Annotated in this window: 15 protein-coding genes; 2 read left to right on the forward strand and 13 right to left on the reverse strand. The window is 42.2% G+C overall.

From position 1 onward, the window contains the following. Positions 1-15: 15 nt before the first annotated feature. The 12 genes from E0H82_RS06985 to E0H82_RS07040 all read right to left on the reverse strand — a co-directional run bounded on the left by E0H82_RS06985 (position 16) and on the right by E0H82_RS07040 (position 11,683). Positions 16-294 carry a hypothetical protein gene (locus tag E0H82_RS06985; protein WP_016168262.1) on the reverse strand — a complete coding sequence of 93 codons (279 nt, stop codon included), beginning with the start codon at positions 292-294 and terminating at the stop codon, positions 16-18. 109 nt (positions 295-403) lie between these two features. After that, on the reverse strand, positions 404-907 hold the full coding sequence (locus E0H82_RS06990; RefSeq protein WP_131263981.1) for a DUF6586 family protein: 504 nt from the start codon (positions 905-907) through the stop codon (positions 404-406). A gap of 155 nt (positions 908-1,062) precedes the next feature. Next, on the reverse strand, positions 1,063-1,323 hold the full coding sequence (locus E0H82_RS06995) for an RNA recognition motif domain-containing protein (RefSeq protein WP_131263982.1): 261 nt from the start codon (positions 1,321-1,323) through the stop codon (positions 1,063-1,065). Between the two features lie 98 nt (positions 1,324-1,421). Further along, positions 1,422-3,410, reverse strand: coding sequence for an ATP-dependent helicase (locus E0H82_RS07000; RefSeq protein WP_131263983.1), 1,989 nt, complete (start codon positions 3,408-3,410; stop codon positions 1,422-1,424). 411 nt (positions 3,411-3,821) lie between these two features. After that, on the reverse strand, positions 3,822-4,964 hold the full coding sequence (locus E0H82_RS07005; protein WP_131263984.1) for a glycerate kinase: 1,143 nt from the start codon (positions 4,962-4,964) through the stop codon (positions 3,822-3,824). 91 nt (positions 4,965-5,055) lie between these two features. Further along, positions 5,056-5,628: an HdeD family acid-resistance protein gene (locus E0H82_RS07010; RefSeq protein WP_131263985.1), complete on the reverse strand. Its 573-nt coding sequence runs from the start codon at positions 5,626-5,628 to the stop codon at positions 5,056-5,058. 134 nt (positions 5,629-5,762) lie between these two features. Next, on the reverse strand, positions 5,763-6,521 hold the full coding sequence (locus tag E0H82_RS07015; protein WP_131263986.1) for a hypothetical protein: 759 nt from the start codon (positions 6,519-6,521) through the stop codon (positions 5,763-5,765). 50 nt (positions 6,522-6,571) lie between these two features. Further along, the gene (locus tag E0H82_RS07020) at positions 6,572-7,018 is read right to left on the reverse strand and encodes an NUDIX hydrolase (RefSeq protein ID WP_131263987.1); all 447 of its coding nucleotides are present in this window, start codon (positions 7,016-7,018) and stop codon (positions 6,572-6,574) included. Positions 7,019-7,108: 90 nt separating this feature from the next. Beyond that, on the reverse strand, positions 7,109-9,754 hold the full coding sequence (gene topA / locus E0H82_RS07025) for a type I DNA topoisomerase (RefSeq protein ID WP_131263988.1): 2,646 nt from the start codon (positions 9,752-9,754) through the stop codon (positions 7,109-7,111). A 36-nt stretch (positions 9,755-9,790) separates the two neighbouring features. Beyond that, a complete protein-coding gene (locus tag E0H82_RS07030) occupies positions 9,791-10,240 on the reverse strand; it encodes an ammonium transporter (RefSeq protein WP_131263989.1) in 450 nt (149 codons plus the stop codon). Positions 10,241-10,310: 70 nt separating this feature from the next. Continuing rightward, positions 10,311-11,303: a hypothetical protein gene (locus E0H82_RS07035; RefSeq protein ID WP_131263990.1), complete on the reverse strand. Its 993-nt coding sequence runs from the start codon at positions 11,301-11,303 to the stop codon at positions 10,311-10,313. A 134-nt stretch (positions 11,304-11,437) separates the two neighbouring features. Further along, complete coding sequence (locus E0H82_RS07040) at positions 11,438-11,683, reverse strand: SlyX family protein (protein ID WP_131263991.1); 246 nt, start codon at positions 11,681-11,683, stop codon at positions 11,438-11,440. Positions 11,684-11,716: 33 nt separating this feature from the next. Here E0H82_RS07040 and E0H82_RS07045 point away from each other — a divergent pair, with 33 nt between their 5' ends. Next, a complete protein-coding gene (locus tag E0H82_RS07045; RefSeq protein WP_131263992.1) occupies positions 11,717-13,627 on the forward strand; it encodes an ATP-binding cassette domain-containing protein in 1,911 nt (636 codons plus the stop codon). 112 nt (positions 13,628-13,739) lie between these two features. Here the strand turns inward: E0H82_RS07045 and E0H82_RS07050 are convergent, their stop codons facing one another. After that, on the reverse strand, positions 13,740-14,711 hold the full coding sequence (locus E0H82_RS07050; protein ID WP_131263993.1) for an acyltransferase family protein: 972 nt from the start codon (positions 14,709-14,711) through the stop codon (positions 13,740-13,742). Between the two features lie 352 nt (positions 14,712-15,063). On the opposite strand from E0H82_RS07050, the gene E0H82_RS07055 reads away from it, so the two are divergent. Continuing rightward, positions 15,064-15,696: a LysE family translocator gene (locus E0H82_RS07055; protein ID WP_131263994.1), complete on the forward strand. Its 633-nt coding sequence runs from the start codon at positions 15,064-15,066 to the stop codon at positions 15,694-15,696.

Here is a 15,696-nt window from a genome sequence, read left to right on the forward strand (position 1 = left end):
TTTAGCCAATATGGATTAGCTCATAAACTGTGGTTTTTCGTCCACAACCTCGGCTTGCCATTCATTCACTTGTTTTTCAAGCAAGCCAAATAAAGCCGCCTGAATCATGTGCTGTGCAATCACGGCTGTTTGGTCACCCAGTAACGCTTTAACTTCGTCGTTAAACTGAATTTTGACCAAAGGTTCTTTTTCCGAGCCCGCATTTCGCAACGCCAACTCACCACCTTCAAGTTGAACCAACTCGAGAACCGCTTCCTGATTCCCAAATAATTCTTTCAATTGCTCTATAGACATATGTTCCTCCATGTTCAACATGGTGGCAAAGGCCTGTTGCACTTTGCATCGCTTAGACTAATTAATATCGGGTCAAAAATCCAAACTTCAAGCACTCACCCTCTTTTCCTTAAAATTCGACCATTTCGTTACGAAAGCCATCAATTAATTGAGTCAGATCACGATGCCACTCACGTAAAATCTTGGTATCTGGCAACCATGCCTGAGGGGTTTGCGTCACCTTAATAATTAAGTTGGAAGAGGTTTCATCTTCTGGTTCTGGTGCACTTGGTTCTGGTGCATACTGACACATCCGATAAGCACGTTTCAGTTCCGCAATAAAACCATCTTTAGAAAGCTGCTGCATCACCACTACTTCAGGAGAAACCTGACCCTTAGCCGCCATCAACTCTTCAATCGACTTCAAGGTCGGCTGAAAATCATTGAGACGGTAATAACGCACCAATTCCTGCAAAAATGCCAGCACTGCGCCATGCAAATGAAAAACCGCAGCTTCACGGTAAGCCTGAGCTTGTTGAATATGATCGATTTGCTCTGCTTGCTGGCACGACAAACGTGCAAAATATAATTTCTGGTTGGTTCGGTCGGCATGAAAGCGAGCTACACGAGACATACAATTTTCCTAATTTTTGGGCATTTGTTTCAGGTCTAAGATTAAACTTAATTGAATTCAATGCACAATAAAAAATTACACCGCATCCCATTCCACTCAATAAGTTTTTCTCATTATTCTTCCATAAAAAAGGAGCATCAATTGCTCCTTTTTACTTATGCTTCTGGCTTCTCAGGTTTATTTTCCGCCTGCTTCACACGAATCCCAGTGCCATGTAAACGCAAAGTATTTAAAGCTTTAATGGCTTTCACCGCTTCACGACCATGTGGCATATCTACAAAAGCAAAGCCTTTAGATTTACCTGTTTCGGCATCTAAAACCAATTTGCAGGTTTCTACGGTGCCATATTGTTGGAACAGTTTCAGTAACTCAGCTTCTGTGACAGTACGTTCTAAATTACGAACTAAAATTTTCATTTTACAACCTTCAAAAATAGGCAAAATCATCAAAAAGCAATCGCCTACGCTACTTTCTGAACATTGCACATCAAATACAACATTGGAATCCACTTAGTTTAATCGAGATTAATCCCAAAATCTAAATTAATCGACTGGCGCTCAATTAAGGCACTTTTAACTGTTTGCTGGCGGGGTTTATGATGGGTTTCCAGCGTACATAAATTTCGGGTCAGATCATTTAAGAAATAACTTTCAACTTTACGCCCTTGTTCATCTACCATATCTCGCGCCCACAGATTCAGATTTTGCTTGGTGAGAATAAGTTCGTTCTGTGCACGGGTGAGTGCCACATAGAGTACCCGACGTTCTTCCTCGACTGCATCAAAATCACCCTGAGCACGTGCATGTGGGTACTGTCCAGCCGTTACATTTGCGACATAACATACTTTCTGCTCCGTACCTTTGGCAGAATGAATGGTAATTAATGTGACCACATCTGTATCGGACTGGCGTTCAATTTCAGAAATGGAGACAGGGTCAAGCACATATTCCTCAAGAAATTCACTTAATTGCCCATGTTTGGATGCCAATTGTTTGACCAAATCAAAGTCACCTTGGCGACGGTTCCAGTCTTTTTTGTAGTTCTCAGCCAATTGCACTTCAATGGCCTGAATACCCAAACTAACGCACGCTTGCACGTCTTGCTTCAGCACCGTCATCTGTTTCATCATCAATAAGGTTTCAACAGGAATACGTCCAAATTGTTCTAATTGATTAAAAATCACTTCGAATTCAGGTTGAAGTAACAATTGTTGCGCCAAACGACTTGCCCCCACATCCCCCACCCCATTCCACAGGGTAAGAAAGCGCATCCACGCAATATCATCCAAAGGATTAGCAATCACACGCAATAAACTGAGTAAATCTTTGACATGTGCTGTTTCAAGCAGTTTCATCCCCCCAATAAAGCGATAAGGGACATTAGCAGCAATACATGCTGCTTCAATATGCCGTGCAGCAAAGCTTGAGCGGACCAAGACCATATGATCCGACCATTTCTGCCCCTGCAAATAATGGCGCTCTTTAATATCAATGGCGATCCATTTGGCTTCATCAAACTCATTCGGGAAAATATGCATACGGGGTTTTACACCCTCGCCCCGATAGGCATCAAGACGCTTGTCATATTGAATTTCAGATTGATCGAGCAACCAATTGGAGAGGTCTAAAATTTCTTGGGTGGAACGATAGTTTTGCTCAAGTTTAAACACTTGGGCATTCGGCACACGCTCTTTAAAATGATGAATATTTTCAAAATCTGCCCCACGGAAGCCGTAGATGGATTGTGCATCATCGCCAACACAGAACAGACTGACTTGATCTTTCAGGGGTTCAAGCAATGCCCACTGTAAGGGATTGGTGTCCTGCATCTCATCCACCAGCATGTGCTTGCAGATGGATGCGACATAATCAACCAAGCCTTCAGATTGATCGAGTGCTGATGCTACAATCGCCAAAATATCATCATAGTCCAGAAAGCTACGCGCACGCTTGCGTGTCTCATACTCTTGCATGATCTTGGCAATTTGATCCTTAAATGCCAAATATTCAGGATGTTGCTTTTCTAAAGCATCACTCAATTTCTGGCGAGTATTGCGTGCAAAAGAATACAAATCACACAGCTCTTGTGGTTTAGGCAACTGATTGGGATTTTTCTTATCATCTTTTCCGCGAATCAGGCGGAACATCATCAGTTGATCATCCCGATCGATAATCGAGAATTGCTCTAGACCAAAGGCTTTCGGTACACGGCGCAGCAGGTACATACAAAACGTATGAAAAGTCGATGCACGTAGTCCTTGAGCTTGCTCCCCCAAAGCCAACTCTACTCGGGCTACGATTTCACTGGCTGAACGACGAGTAAAAGTTAAAATCTGAATTTGGTTGGCGGGGATGCCTTGATCAATCAGGTACGCAGCACGTGCCACAATGGTTTTGGTTTTGCCACAGCCAGCCCCTGCGAGCACCAGACTGTGTTGCGACGCAGTCGTGGCAGCTTGTTTTTGTTGCGGGTTTAATTCATCAATTAGGCTGGCTAAACTCATAATGTCTCATCGTACTGGGGAGATGGCTAGTTTAACAGAGCTATAGATGAATTATGAATTTTAGCCGGATGATCATGGCATCGTTTGATCTATAAAAAATGAGCCGATCAAAATAAATCATTACAGATCAATAATGACCATGACAATAGAATGAGCATTTTTTAAATCAAAGCAATTTAAATCAACCAAAATGTCTGGATTTAATTTATAAAATCTATCCCGACGGATACGCCGATTTTTAATTTCAGAAAAAATTTGATACGAGACAAAACAGCATGGATGCCATTCGTTGGATTGGGGTATAGGGACATATCCTCAATCCAACAAAGGATTTTTGTTAGTTTTTATCCTTGAAAAGTAAGGTATTCCCTATACAAAAAGTATTTAAATTCATTGAGAATAATGTGATTGTTAGGGCGTTAGGGCTAAGATCCTAGCAACATTCTGACAGGTTCTTTCCAAATTTTTCTCTCCATTTTCTAAAGCTGCTTGCAAATCACAAGCACCATCCATAATACCGAAAATCGCAGTAAAACCTGCTGCATGAAGTTCTTCTACGCCCTGACCCACATAGCCTGCACAAGCAATCACAGGTTTATTCAATCTTTTGGCAACTTGTGCGACACCATAGGGTGTTTTGCCAAATTTGGTTTGAAAATCTATGCCGCCTTCACCTGTAAAGACGTAATCTGCCCGTTCAATTTTTTCAATCAATCGTGTTTCTTCTATCACAATGTCTACGCCTGAACGGATTTTTGCCCCAGCAAATGCCATTAAGCCAAAACCCAAGCCACCTGCTGCACCCGCGCCAGCAACATGAGCATAGTCCACCTGAAGTTGCGACGTAACCAAACCAGCAAAATACTTTAGGTTCTGATCTAATTGCTCCACCATAGTTGGATTTGCCCCTTTCTGTGGAGCAAATACGTAAGCCGCACCGTGTTCACCATAGAGCGGATTATTCACATCACTGGCAATCAGCATCTCCACTTGTGCCAATCGAGTATCTAAATTCGATAAATCCATCTGGCTAATCTGATGTAATTGCCCGCCACCCTGAACCACCTCTTTTCCAGCAACATCTAAAAATCGGACACTAAGTGCTTGAGCCATACCCATGCCTGCATCATTGGTGACACTCCCACCAAGTCCAACAATAATTTTTGTCACACCCTGATCAAGTGCTAGTTTGATCATTTCTCCTGTCCCAAAGGTTGATGTTAAAGCTGGATTTCGCTCTGAAGGCTCCAGTAAATGAATGCCATTGGCTTTCGCCATCTCAATCACAGCCGTTCGACCTTCATCAATTAAGCCAAAATACGTCTCGACTTTCTGTTCGGTGAAAGGACCCGACACGCTACAGTTCACTATCTCACCGTGTGCAGCAGCAACCAAAGCATCCACCGTTCCCTCACCCCCATCCGCCATCGGGACATGAATATATTCAGCATCTGGAAAAACTCGCTGTAAGCCACGTTGCATGGCTTGGCAAGCCTGTGGTGCGGTCATACTTTCTTTAAACGAGTCAGGGGCAAGCACAAATGTTTTAGGCATAACTGTTCTATTTTTCAAGAAGGATTACACTCGATCATACGCAATAAAAAAGAGCGCATATAGCGCTCTTAATCATTTGAACCCACCTCAATTACACATCTGCTGAACTCTTTGGCACTTCATGCTTAATATAAGAGGCCAAAGTTAAGTAATTGATGCCCTGAAATAGAATATCGATCGCCAGAAACATACCCAACACCCAAAATGGTGCTGTTGGTGACATCAAGATAATCACCCCTGTAATAAAGGTGAGAACTCCTGAAAACAGCGTCCAGCCCCAACCCGCCAAAGGCTTGAGTATAAAGGCATTAATACTTCGGACAATTCCCGCAATCACCAAAAAGATGGCCAAGAAACTGGTCAATACAATGGCGGTTTTTACAGGGGTGGTAAAGGCATAATAGCCAGCGATCAGATACAAAATAGCAAATGCAGCCCAAAGCCAACGATAGCCCCCTTCAAAAATTTTAAAAGCTGCAATAAAGTGGAGTACCCCACCCATCATCATGAATATGCCAAACAAATAAACTGCGGACAGCGTGGCAAATGGTAACGAGGCCAGCAACACCAGACCAAATACAGTCAGGAGTACACCTAAAGCCAAATACCATTTCCGATTTTCATGTAATTGATGACGAATAAGATCATTTCCAACTGTTTTCATAGTTTTTCTCAAGTATTTACAATGGAATATAATTATTATGGTCTTTTTTTCATCAAATGTCTGTTATCAATCTGCATCATTTTTATCCACAACAAGATCTCTTATTGTGGATAAAAGCAATTTTATACACAGCTTTATTTCATCCAACCAATTTCCAGTGCTGTAATTTCATTGAGTATCGTATCGTCTAAATGATCTGGCATTTTGCTTTGCTCTAACGAAACAGGAATATGTCCAGCCATTAACTCGGCTTTGGCCTGAGGAAATAAAGGCTGTTGTTTCGGATAAGCATAGCCTTGTGGATAGAGCGGCTGGCCTGTCGCGACATCGTATTTATCGGTTGCACCAAAAGCATGTAATAGTTCATGCACCAAAACAATTTGATTTTGCTCGTTTTGCTTTTTACTGGCATACAAATTCACGGCACCAATACGACCTTTTTCCAAAGCAGTTGAATGTTTTAATGCATTTGTACGAGCGGGATCGTAATAATTTAAATACAGCGTGACCGCAGAAGCACCATCACTACGCTCATGCTGTTGCCAATCATAAAAGCGGAATTTGAGACTCCAGAGCATGATATCTAAGATGTTCGCCTGCTCAGGCACTTTCGGTGGTTTTTTCGTTAATTCACGCCCTAAGTTTAAATAGAGCTGTATCGGCTGGCCACGATAATGTGCCGACATTTGCTGTAAGTAAGGCTGCACAGCCGAAAAATCGCTCAAAGATAATTGTCGAATATATTGTTGCGTGCTGGCTTGGCCATCGGCATTGATTGGATGCAATAGTACGATGATGGGTTTATCCCAATTCTGATTTTGATCACGCCAAGCGTTGACTGCCACGATCAACAAAATCAGTAATAGACATAAAATTCTAATTTTTTTCCACATTTTCATCTCAAACTTTTTTCTTTAATTTTATATGAATAACAACTTGCTGATTAGATGATTCTTAATAGTTCTAACGGTGACTGTACTGCAAAGTTATCCCACACAAAATCATAAAGTCTTCTCTGATTGGAAAATACGGCCAAAGTTTTAGCTTCAGATAAGCTGCACCATCGATATTCAGTATGTTCATGATTCAATAAAACAGCTTGGTTTTCAGTACAAAAGCCAACAAATGCAGGAATCATTTCAATCACATTCAAACTCGGTTCATAAAATTGCTCTAAATAATCCGCACTAAACAAGCGCTGCACCTGAATTTCTGTTTCTTCTTGAATTTCACGTAAAATCGCTTGGCTTGCAGTTTCACCTTCTTCCACTTTGCCTGCGATGTGGCACCAAAAATTGCCTTTTACCCGCTTCATCAACAAGATTTTAAGCTCACCCTCAATTTCTGACAGTAAAACTGCCGACACAACAATAGAACGAATTGGAATCATGCATTTACCTCAATTTAGTTGTCTTTATTAAAATGCATCATATAAAAAATGCCCACCGAAGTGAGCATTTATATTCAATACCTTAAGCGATTAAGCCTCAACCCATTTTCCATCTTGGAAAACCAAAGACCATTTGGTTTGTTTCCCTTCTGGCGTTTCCGAACCAATATATTGTGCTTGGTTTTTACGGCTAAATTTCACCAAGGTTGGATTGCCTTCTGGGTCTACATCGGGTGCCTGCAAAATAAACTGATACTTCGGATCAAGTTGATCAGCAACACTCCGAAGTTCCGAAACTTTAGGTGCACGTGTTTCACGTACTTTAGGGAACTTACTTGCTGCCAAGAATAGACCTGCCGCTCCATCACGCAGAACAAAAAAGTCATCATGCTTGGTCGAGCGTAAGTGTTCCATCTTAATGGGGTCTACACGTGGAGGTGCAGGCTGACCGCTTTTCAAGACTTTGCGGGTGTTGTCACAGCTCATGCAAGCAAAGTACGGTCCAAAACGTCCCGTCTTCAGTTGCATTTCACCATCACATTTGTCACATGGAATGGTTGGGCCATCATAGCCCTTAATCTTAAACTCGCCTTCTTCCAGCTCAAAGCCAGCGCAATCAGGATTGTTACCACAAACATGCAGTTTGCGACCACCATCAATCACGTAGCTGTCCATTGCTGTTGCACAGATCGGGCAACGCTTTTTCGACATCAAGTCTGCTGTTTCTGCTGCATCATCATCAGACAATGCTGCTAATGATTCAACCGGCGTTAAGTTCAAAGTACCTTTACAGCGCTCTTTCGGCGGCAAGTTATAGCCTGAACACCCTAAGAAGACACCGGTAGTCCCGGTACGAATCTGCATTGGTCGAGAACATTCTGGACAATGTACCGCATCCACTTCTACAGGTTGATTGCGGCGCATACCACCTTCACCTTGTGCATTGGTCAGACGCGTTTTGAAATCGCCATAGAAGCTGTCAAGCAACTCTTTCCAGTTACGTTCACCATCGGCCACTTTATCCAGCTGACCTTCTAAGTCCGCGGTAAAGTCATAGTTCATCAGGTTATTGAAACTTTCATCCAAGCGATCAGTGACAATCTCGCCCATTTTTTCTGCATATAGACGACGGTTTTCCAGTTTCACATAACCACGGTCTTGAATGGTCGAAATAATCGCAGCGTAAGTTGATGGTCGCCCAATGCCCTTTTTCTCAAGCTCTTTCACCAATGACGCTTCAGTAAAACGTGCAGGTGGCTTAGTAAAGTGCTGTGATGGATCGAGTTTTTCCAGATTCAATACCTCACCCACTTTCACCGCAGGCAAGAGCACATCATCATCGGATTTGTTTTGACCACGGACTTTGGTAAAGCCGTCAAATACCAAAGTACGACCTTTGGCTTTCAGTTCAACACCATTGGCATCGACCAAAATTGTGGAAGATAGATATTCGGCTGGTGTCATCTGACACGCCACAAATTGGCGCCAAATCAAATCATATAAACGTTGTGCATCACGTTCTACCCCCACCAAACTATCGCCTTTTAAGCCGACATTGGATGGACGAATCGCTTCATGCGCTTCTTGTGCACCCGCTTTATTGCCATAACGATTTGGCTTCGCAGGTATATATTTTTGACCAAACTCAGTCTCAATATGGTGACGCACCATATTGACCGCATCGTCACTTAAAAAGGTCGAGTCGGTACGCATATAGGTAATGAAACCTGCTTCGTACAAACGTTGCGCCAACATCATGGTTTTCTTCACTGAAAAACCTAAACGTGTGCTCGCAGCTTGTTGTAAAGTCGAGGTGATATACGGCGCACTCGGATTTACCTTGGTCGGTTTATCTTCACGTGCTGAAACTTTGTAATCTGCATCTTTCAAAATTTTCAATAAAGCATCAGTTTCTGCTTTATTGCGTAATTTGAGCGCCTTACCTGCTTGCTTTACCGCCTCTAAACGAATCTCATCGCTCGAAGATTTAGTATCTGCAAACACTTGCCAATATTCTTCAGGAATGAAGGCACGAATTTCACGCTCACGTTCTACCACCAGTTTGACTGCTACAGACTGTACTCGTCCTGCGGATAGACCACGCGCAATTTTTTCCCACAATAAAGGAGAAATCATAAAGCCAACCACGCGGTCTAGAAAACGGCGTGCCTGTTGGGCATTGACTTTATTGGTGTCTAAACGTGCTGGATGCTTAAAGGCTTCTTGAATGGCATTTTTGGTAATTTCGTTAAACACGACACGTTGATAACGTGAATCGTCACCGCCAATCACTTCTTTTAAATGCCAAGCAATCGCTTCCCCTTCACGGTCCAAGTCCGTTGCGAGATAAACTTCATCGACTTGAGATGCCAGTTTTTTTAATTCAGCCACTACATTTTCTTTGCCTGGAAGCACTTCATAGTGTGCCTTCCAGTCATGTTCAGGATCAACCCCCATACGGTTGACCAAGGCTTGTTGTGCTTTTTCAGCCTTTTGTACTTCGGTCAGTTTGGTTCGAGTTGCTGTGGTTTTTTTATCCGCAGTTTTACCTGAACCACCCGTCGGCAAGTCACGCACATGACCTACAGAGGATTTTACAATGTAATTTGGGCCTAAATATTTGTTGATTGTTTTCGCTTTTGCAGGCGACTCCACAATCACTAAGGCACGTTTATTCCCAGCATCAGAAGCTTTTGCTGTTGTGCTTTTGGATGTGGATCGAGGAGCATTCGCCATAGTTAACCGTTTTTCCTATTTCAGTAAATCTTAAAATTAAAGTTCAGCCAAAGCATGTAAATATGCTTTGATATCTTCTAATTGGGTTGCTTTTAAATCAGCTTCTTCATCCCAATAGAGTCCTACACAGTTTGCCTGCATATCAATAGCATAAATGCCCTTTAATGCAATTGGAAAATTATTAAATTTTTCATCACCATGCACGACCTTGAGCTGTTGATCTTCAACACGGGCGCGCATCAGCGGCAAACGTGCATCTGGAATCAGGACACTATAATAAGCAACCATACTGGCACGATTTGAAGATGCCAACGGAATTTTAGTCCAATCTGGTGCTGCCACTAAGCGCGGGTGTAACCCCATTTTTCGTGCTTTTTCGCGCATTAAGCCCAATGCTTTTTCTCGAGGGCTAACACGGAGTCCCAAAATTGACCCGAGCACAAATACAATAATGACAACAGCAACCCAAATTCCTGTATTTTCCATAGCAAAACCTTTTTTGTCTTTTATTAGAGTTGCATAAGCACAATATAAAACGCAAGTTGGAACGATGAAATTAATTTAGGAACATTTCATGACTATATAAGACTTCATGTCCGTTCCAGTAAATATAACCTTTTTCAATCAACTCTTTGAGTAACAAACGCACATCCGCTTTAGGAAACATTTGCTCTAATAAATCACGTAAGGCGTAGATGTCTTTCGGCTTATCATTTTTCAATTCGCGTAGTTTTTTCGCCACTTCAAGCTGGACAGGATCAATTTTTCCAAAATCTTTAAACAAAGCATCTTGTGCTTGTTGCACGTCTGGTTCCGCAGAGGGTAATTCGGCCGAACTCTGTAACTGCTCTACTGCTTGCGCTAGATTGGTTGGGGTCAGCAACTCAGCTTGGTCTTGTTCAAGATGTAGCTGCGCCCACTGCTTTAATACTTTCTTACGAAAATTAATCTGTTCATCATAACGTTTCACAATTTTGAGATTAATCAACATGCCCACTAAGTGCTGCGCTTTCTCTGGCACCACTTGCAAGATATTCATCACCGAGTTTTTTAATGAATCAATGGTATTCGGTTTACCTGACATATTTGCCAAAGCATCGCAGTATTGCTTGACCAACTGCAAATAAGGTTTGCTTTGAATAACGGACAAACTCGGGATTTTGTATTTGGGTTTGCTGATTTCAGCCGCATCTTGAATTTGAATCAAGCTACAAGTCAGTGCCGAACCACGCATCAACTCGATTAAAACAGCACTGGTTTTTGCTGCCGATATCACTTCGACATGCGTATCGGGTTCGAGTAAAGCCATTAACTGCCCCACTACAACGGCATATTCAAATTCTTTCTCTTTGGCTTGAGCGGTTTCCAAAATCACCACTTGCCCTGTATTGACCCACATCGCAAATTCAGTCAGATCTTCCAACGTATATGCAAACTGCCCGTTGCAATTAAACAAATACAAGGTCGGATAATGCTGTACCAGATCGCGCAGCATCTTTGCCGTTGGCATATTATTTTCTAGATCGAACAAAACCGCTTTAGCAGACATAAATACAGAATCATGAGAGATAAGCAAAGAGCGTGCATTAGAACGGGAAGCGGGCAAAAGGTCAAGCCTTGCCCATCGTTCCCTTGTTTGAAATGTATAGGATTAAAGCATGCCACTCAAAGCTTCAAACTCGATCAATAGTGCGGCGGTATATTGCTTAAAGGATCAAAAGCTTCGATGCCTTCAGATAAATCCGCAGATTCCACACGTTGATAAAGAAACTGCATTTGTTTTTTTAAATCAGCAATTTCGGCATGTTGACGAATCACTTGTTCATTTAACTGTTCAACTAAATCATCTAAAAATGCAATTCGGACTTGCAAATCTTCAATGGGTGCGGACAATGACGCCTGATTATCTAGATTTTGTTGCTTAGTCATTCAAAGTCCTCATTTGAGATTTCAGGAAACATTATGGCCTATATTACTTTAAGGGATGTCCAGCTTGCATTCGGTGGACCTGCCCTACTCGATGGCGCGAATTTTAACCTAGAACGCGGCGAACGAGTATGTTTGATTGGCCGTAATGGTGAAGGTAAGTCGACACTACTTAAACTAATTGAAGGTACTTTATTGCCAGATTCTGGCGAAGTTGCTATTCAAAATGGCTTAACGGTGTCTATGTTGGCACAAGACGTCCCTATGGATTCTGGCAAAGTTGCAGACATCGTAGCAGACGGTGCAGGTGAAGCTGCCACTGTACTTAAAGCATACCACGAAGCATGTGATGCCTGCATCTTAGGTGATATGGAAGCATGCGATCGCATGGGCAATTTACAACATAAATTGGATCAACTCGATGGCTGGGCTTTAGAAAATAAAGTCAATTCCATTTTAAGTAAGATGGGACTTGACCCAAATGCCGATTTGGCTGATTTATCGGGTGGACGTAAACGCCGTGTACTATTGGCACGTGCCTTACTGACTCAACCCGATGTCCTGTTACTGGACGAACCAACCAACCATCTGGATGTAGAAAGCATTGAATGGTTAGAAAAATTTTTACTCGATCAAAACAACTTAACCCTATTATTTATCTCGCATGACCGCTCATTTGTGGACAGTATTGCTACCCGTATTGTGGAACTAGATCGTGGTACGTTACGTAGCTACGAAGGTAACTATTCGCGCTACTTAGACCTCAAAGCACAACAAATGGAAGCCGAAGAAAAACAAAATGCGTTGTTCGATAAACGATTAGCTGAAGAAGAAGTATGGATTCGCCAAGGGATTAAAGCCCGTCGTACCCGTAATGAAGGTCGTGTCCGCGCCTTAAAAGCGCTGCGTGAAGAATCCAAAGCACGTCGTTTCCAGCAAGGCAAAGTCAGCATGGCCACCCAAGATGCCAATCGTTCTGGGAAATTGGTATTTGACATTGAACACCTCAGTGTTTCTTACGGTGATAACCTACTGATCAAGGATTTCTCTGCGTTGGTGATGCGTGGCGACCGCATTGGTTTAGTTGGGGATAACGGTGTTGGAAAAACCACCTTAATTAAAGCCATTTTAGGTCAAATTGAACATGGCGGTTCAGTCAAAACAGGCACACAGCTTGAGATTGCCTATTTTGATCAATTACGCAATGCGCTTGACCTTGAAAAAACCGTGATGGCCAACGTGTCAGAAGGTTCTGACTTTGTCGATGTGAATGGTAACCGTCGTCATATCTACAGTTATTTACAAGACTTTTTATTTTCGCCTGAGCGTGCGCGTACGCCAGTAAAAGCACTTTCAGGTGGTGAAAGAAACCGCATTCTGTTAGCCAAATTGTTACTTAAACCATCCAATTTAATCGTGATGGATGAGCCAACCAATGATTTGGATATGGTTACGCTAGAATTGCTGGAAGAGATGCTGTCTGATTATAAAGGCACCTTGCTGCTCATTTCGCATGACCGTGCCTTTATGGACAACGTGGTCACGTCAACTTGGGTGTTTGATGGCAAAGGCAACATTGATGAGTACATTGGTGGTTATCAGGATTACCTAGAACAACGTCCAGATCAGAAAGTGGTTGATCAAAAAAGTGATGTGAAAAAGGCACAAGCCAAAGCTGAAGCGGCTGCCGCAGCAGCAACGTCTGCGCCGAAAAAGGTGAAGCTGAGCTATAAAGATCAACGAGAACTCGATAGCTTACCTGCGGAAATTGAAGCTTTGGAAGCGGAGCAAACTCAACTTTCTGAAAAATTAGCAGATGGTTCTTGGTTTGTTTCAAATGCCGATGCCGCGACTCAAGCGTCACAGCGTCTGGCTGAAATTGAAGAACAGTTACTTGAAAAATTGGAACGTTGGGATAGATTAGAAAACCTCAGCAAAGGCAACTAATTTAATGCTCAATAACCTGATTGGCTGAGTCATTCAGCCAATCAGGTTTTTATTGTTTAATTCAAATCATACAAATAGCCAAAGTCATATTATAAACACACCGATGAGTCGCTTATTTCTGCCACAATTTACATGTAGGTCGAAGCAACCATTGTGATAACTGACGAATACTTTGATCAAATATCCGTTGCTGTAGCAACACACAAGTCAAAATAGACAGCACCACACAGACCACTACTTCCACAGCCACAGGCAAATTGAGCTGAATCATTCGTGCTAGCCAAATCACCACAAAACCATGTAACAAATACACAGGCAAGGTATTTTGCCCCAATCGTATAAAGCGGGTTCCCAAACCCTGAAATAATGCCAACAGCGTGAGTACCCCCAAACTGGATAACATGAAGCACATCAGACGAATCAAACTTCCTTGCCAGATATCCACTTTGAGCTGAGCATAACTCAAACTACCATACCACCAGAATTGACTTAAATTCGTCCAATACAGAACCAGCAGGATGAAACAAAGACTCAGGCTTGCCCAGAGTACCGCGTGATTCTGCTGTTGCAACCTTGCCATAATGGGCTGACCATAACGATACCCCAACACAAAAAAAGGCAAGAAGACACAAATTCTGCCAATGGAATAGGCATAGTTATTCCATGGGGAAAAACCAATGCCTAAAGCAATCAGCAATGCGAGCACAAGGGCAAAACGGTTTGCATGGAATACATGCATAAATAGCGTCCAAGCCATCATTCCCATGAGATACCACAGCAGCCAATAGGGTCGTTCAAACAGACTCAAATGCCATTGCCCAGACATGGCTGCATTTGATGCCAAGTACAACAATTGAAAAGGCACATAAAGCGCCATAAAAAAGATGAGATTTTTGAGCCAGTTTTTATCTTTATACAACATGCCAGAAATAAAAATAAAAGCAGGCATATGCATGGCATAGATGGTTTCGAGCAGTAACTGATTGCTCGCTTGTGACCAACCGATCATGCGCTCCAGAAAATGTCCCAATACCACCAGAAAAATTAGACCGGCTTTGGCAGTATCAATCGCTTCATTTCTCATCTATACATGCAATCAATTTGAAATATAGTGCTAGTCTAACACCTGTATTTCAAATTACTTCATATCCATCATGCTGAATCATTAGGATAAAATGCCCCCTTTTGTTCAGTCGCTCCCCGTGATGACAAAGCAGAATTTTTAGAGAATACTTCAGTAAAAAGTACACGTGCCCCATTGGATTCACTTCATTCAGTAAAAATCGAAAATCCTAAACTAGAGAATATTAAATTTATAATCTTTACGGTCTTCATGAAAACTGAACCTGTTAAAGCAAACCTTTCACTGCTCAAATCAGATTTATCAACATCGATATGCTATACCTATCAACATAAGAATAACTGAGCCTTTTATCATGTTAGATTTGTCACAAATTTTCGCATTTGCTTTGGTGAGCCTCGCAATGGTCCTCACCCCTGGCCCGAATATGATTTACCTGATTTCACGTTCAATTTCTCAAGGAAAACCAGCCGGTTTCATTTCTTTAGGCGGTATCGCACTGGGCTTTGTCTTGTATATGCTCTGTGCTTCTTTCGGGATCACAGCGCTCGTTGTGGCAGTTCCATATGCTTATGACACGATTCGTATTGTAGGGGCTATCTATTTACTCTGGTTGGCATGGAAAGCTTTACGACCCAATGCAGCTCCTGTTTTTAGTGTCAAAGATTTATCGATCGATTCACCGTTAAAATTATTTTTAATGGGCTTTTTGACCAGTTTACTTAATCCTAAAATTGCGATTATGTATTTGTCTTTATTGCCACAATTTATTCACCCACAACAAAGCAGTATTTTAGCGCAGTCTATTCAACTCGGTACGATACAAATTTTTGTCAGCGTTTCAGTAAATGCCGTTATTGTTTTTTCTGCCGGTAGCATTGCACTTTTTCTACAGCGAAAACCACTTTGGGCAAATTTACAGCGTTGGCTTATGGGCACAGTTCTCGCAGGACTCGCGGTACGTATCCTTTTGGAAAGTCGCCGATAG

Origin of the sequence: Acinetobacter sp. ANC 4910 (genome assembly GCF_004331035.1) — a bacterium.
In the GTDB taxonomy this organism is placed as follows: domain Bacteria; phylum Pseudomonadota; class Gammaproteobacteria; order Pseudomonadales; family Moraxellaceae; genus Acinetobacter.

What these genes read in the sequence shown, in the direction of transcription:
- E0H82_RS06985 (WP_016168262.1), bottom strand. Translation starts at nt 294, where the DNA reads ATGTCTATAGAGCAATTGAAAGAATTATTTGGGAATCAGGAAGCGGTT.
- E0H82_RS06990 (WP_131263981.1), bottom strand. Translation starts at nt 907, where the DNA reads ATGTCTCGTGTAGCTCGCTTTCATGCCGACCGAACCAACCAGAAATTA.
- E0H82_RS06995 (WP_131263982.1), bottom strand. Translation starts at nt 1,323, where the DNA reads ATGAAAATTTTAGTTCGTAATTTAGAACGTACTGTCACAGAAGCTGAG.
- E0H82_RS07000 (WP_131263983.1), bottom strand. Translation starts at nt 3,410, where the DNA reads ATGAGTTTAGCCAGCCTAATTGATGAATTAAACCCGCAACAAAAACAA.
- E0H82_RS07005 (WP_131263984.1), bottom strand. Translation starts at nt 4,964, where the DNA reads ATGCCTAAAACATTTGTGCTTGCCCCTGACTCGTTTAAAGAAAGTATG.
- E0H82_RS07010 (WP_131263985.1), bottom strand. Translation starts at nt 5,628, where the DNA reads ATGAAAACAGTTGGAAATGATCTTATTCGTCATCAATTACATGAAAAT.
- E0H82_RS07015 (WP_131263986.1), bottom strand. Translation starts at nt 6,521, where the DNA reads ATGTGGAAAAAAATTAGAATTTTATGTCTATTACTGATTTTGTTGATC.
- E0H82_RS07020 (WP_131263987.1), bottom strand. Translation starts at nt 7,018, where the DNA reads ATGATTCCAATTCGTTCTATTGTTGTGTCGGCAGTTTTACTGTCAGAA.
- topA (WP_131263988.1), bottom strand. Translation starts at nt 9,754, where the DNA reads ATGGCGAATGCTCCTCGATCCACATCCAAAAGCACAACAGCAAAAGCT.
- E0H82_RS07030 (WP_131263989.1), bottom strand. Translation starts at nt 10,240, where the DNA reads ATGGAAAATACAGGAATTTGGGTTGCTGTTGTCATTATTGTATTTGTG.
- E0H82_RS07035 (WP_131263990.1), bottom strand. Translation starts at nt 11,303, where the DNA reads ATGTCTGCTAAAGCGGTTTTGTTCGATCTAGAAAATAATATGCCAACG.
- E0H82_RS07040 (WP_131263991.1), bottom strand. Translation starts at nt 11,683, where the DNA reads ATGACTAAGCAACAAAATCTAGATAATCAGGCGTCATTGTCCGCACCC.
- E0H82_RS07045 (WP_131263992.1), top strand. Translation starts at nt 11,717, where the DNA reads ATGGCCTATATTACTTTAAGGGATGTCCAGCTTGCATTCGGTGGACCT.
- E0H82_RS07050 (WP_131263993.1), bottom strand. Translation starts at nt 14,711, where the DNA reads ATGAGAAATGAAGCGATTGATACTGCCAAAGCCGGTCTAATTTTTCTG.
- E0H82_RS07055 (WP_131263994.1), top strand. Translation starts at nt 15,064, where the DNA reads ATGTTAGATTTGTCACAAATTTTCGCATTTGCTTTGGTGAGCCTCGCA.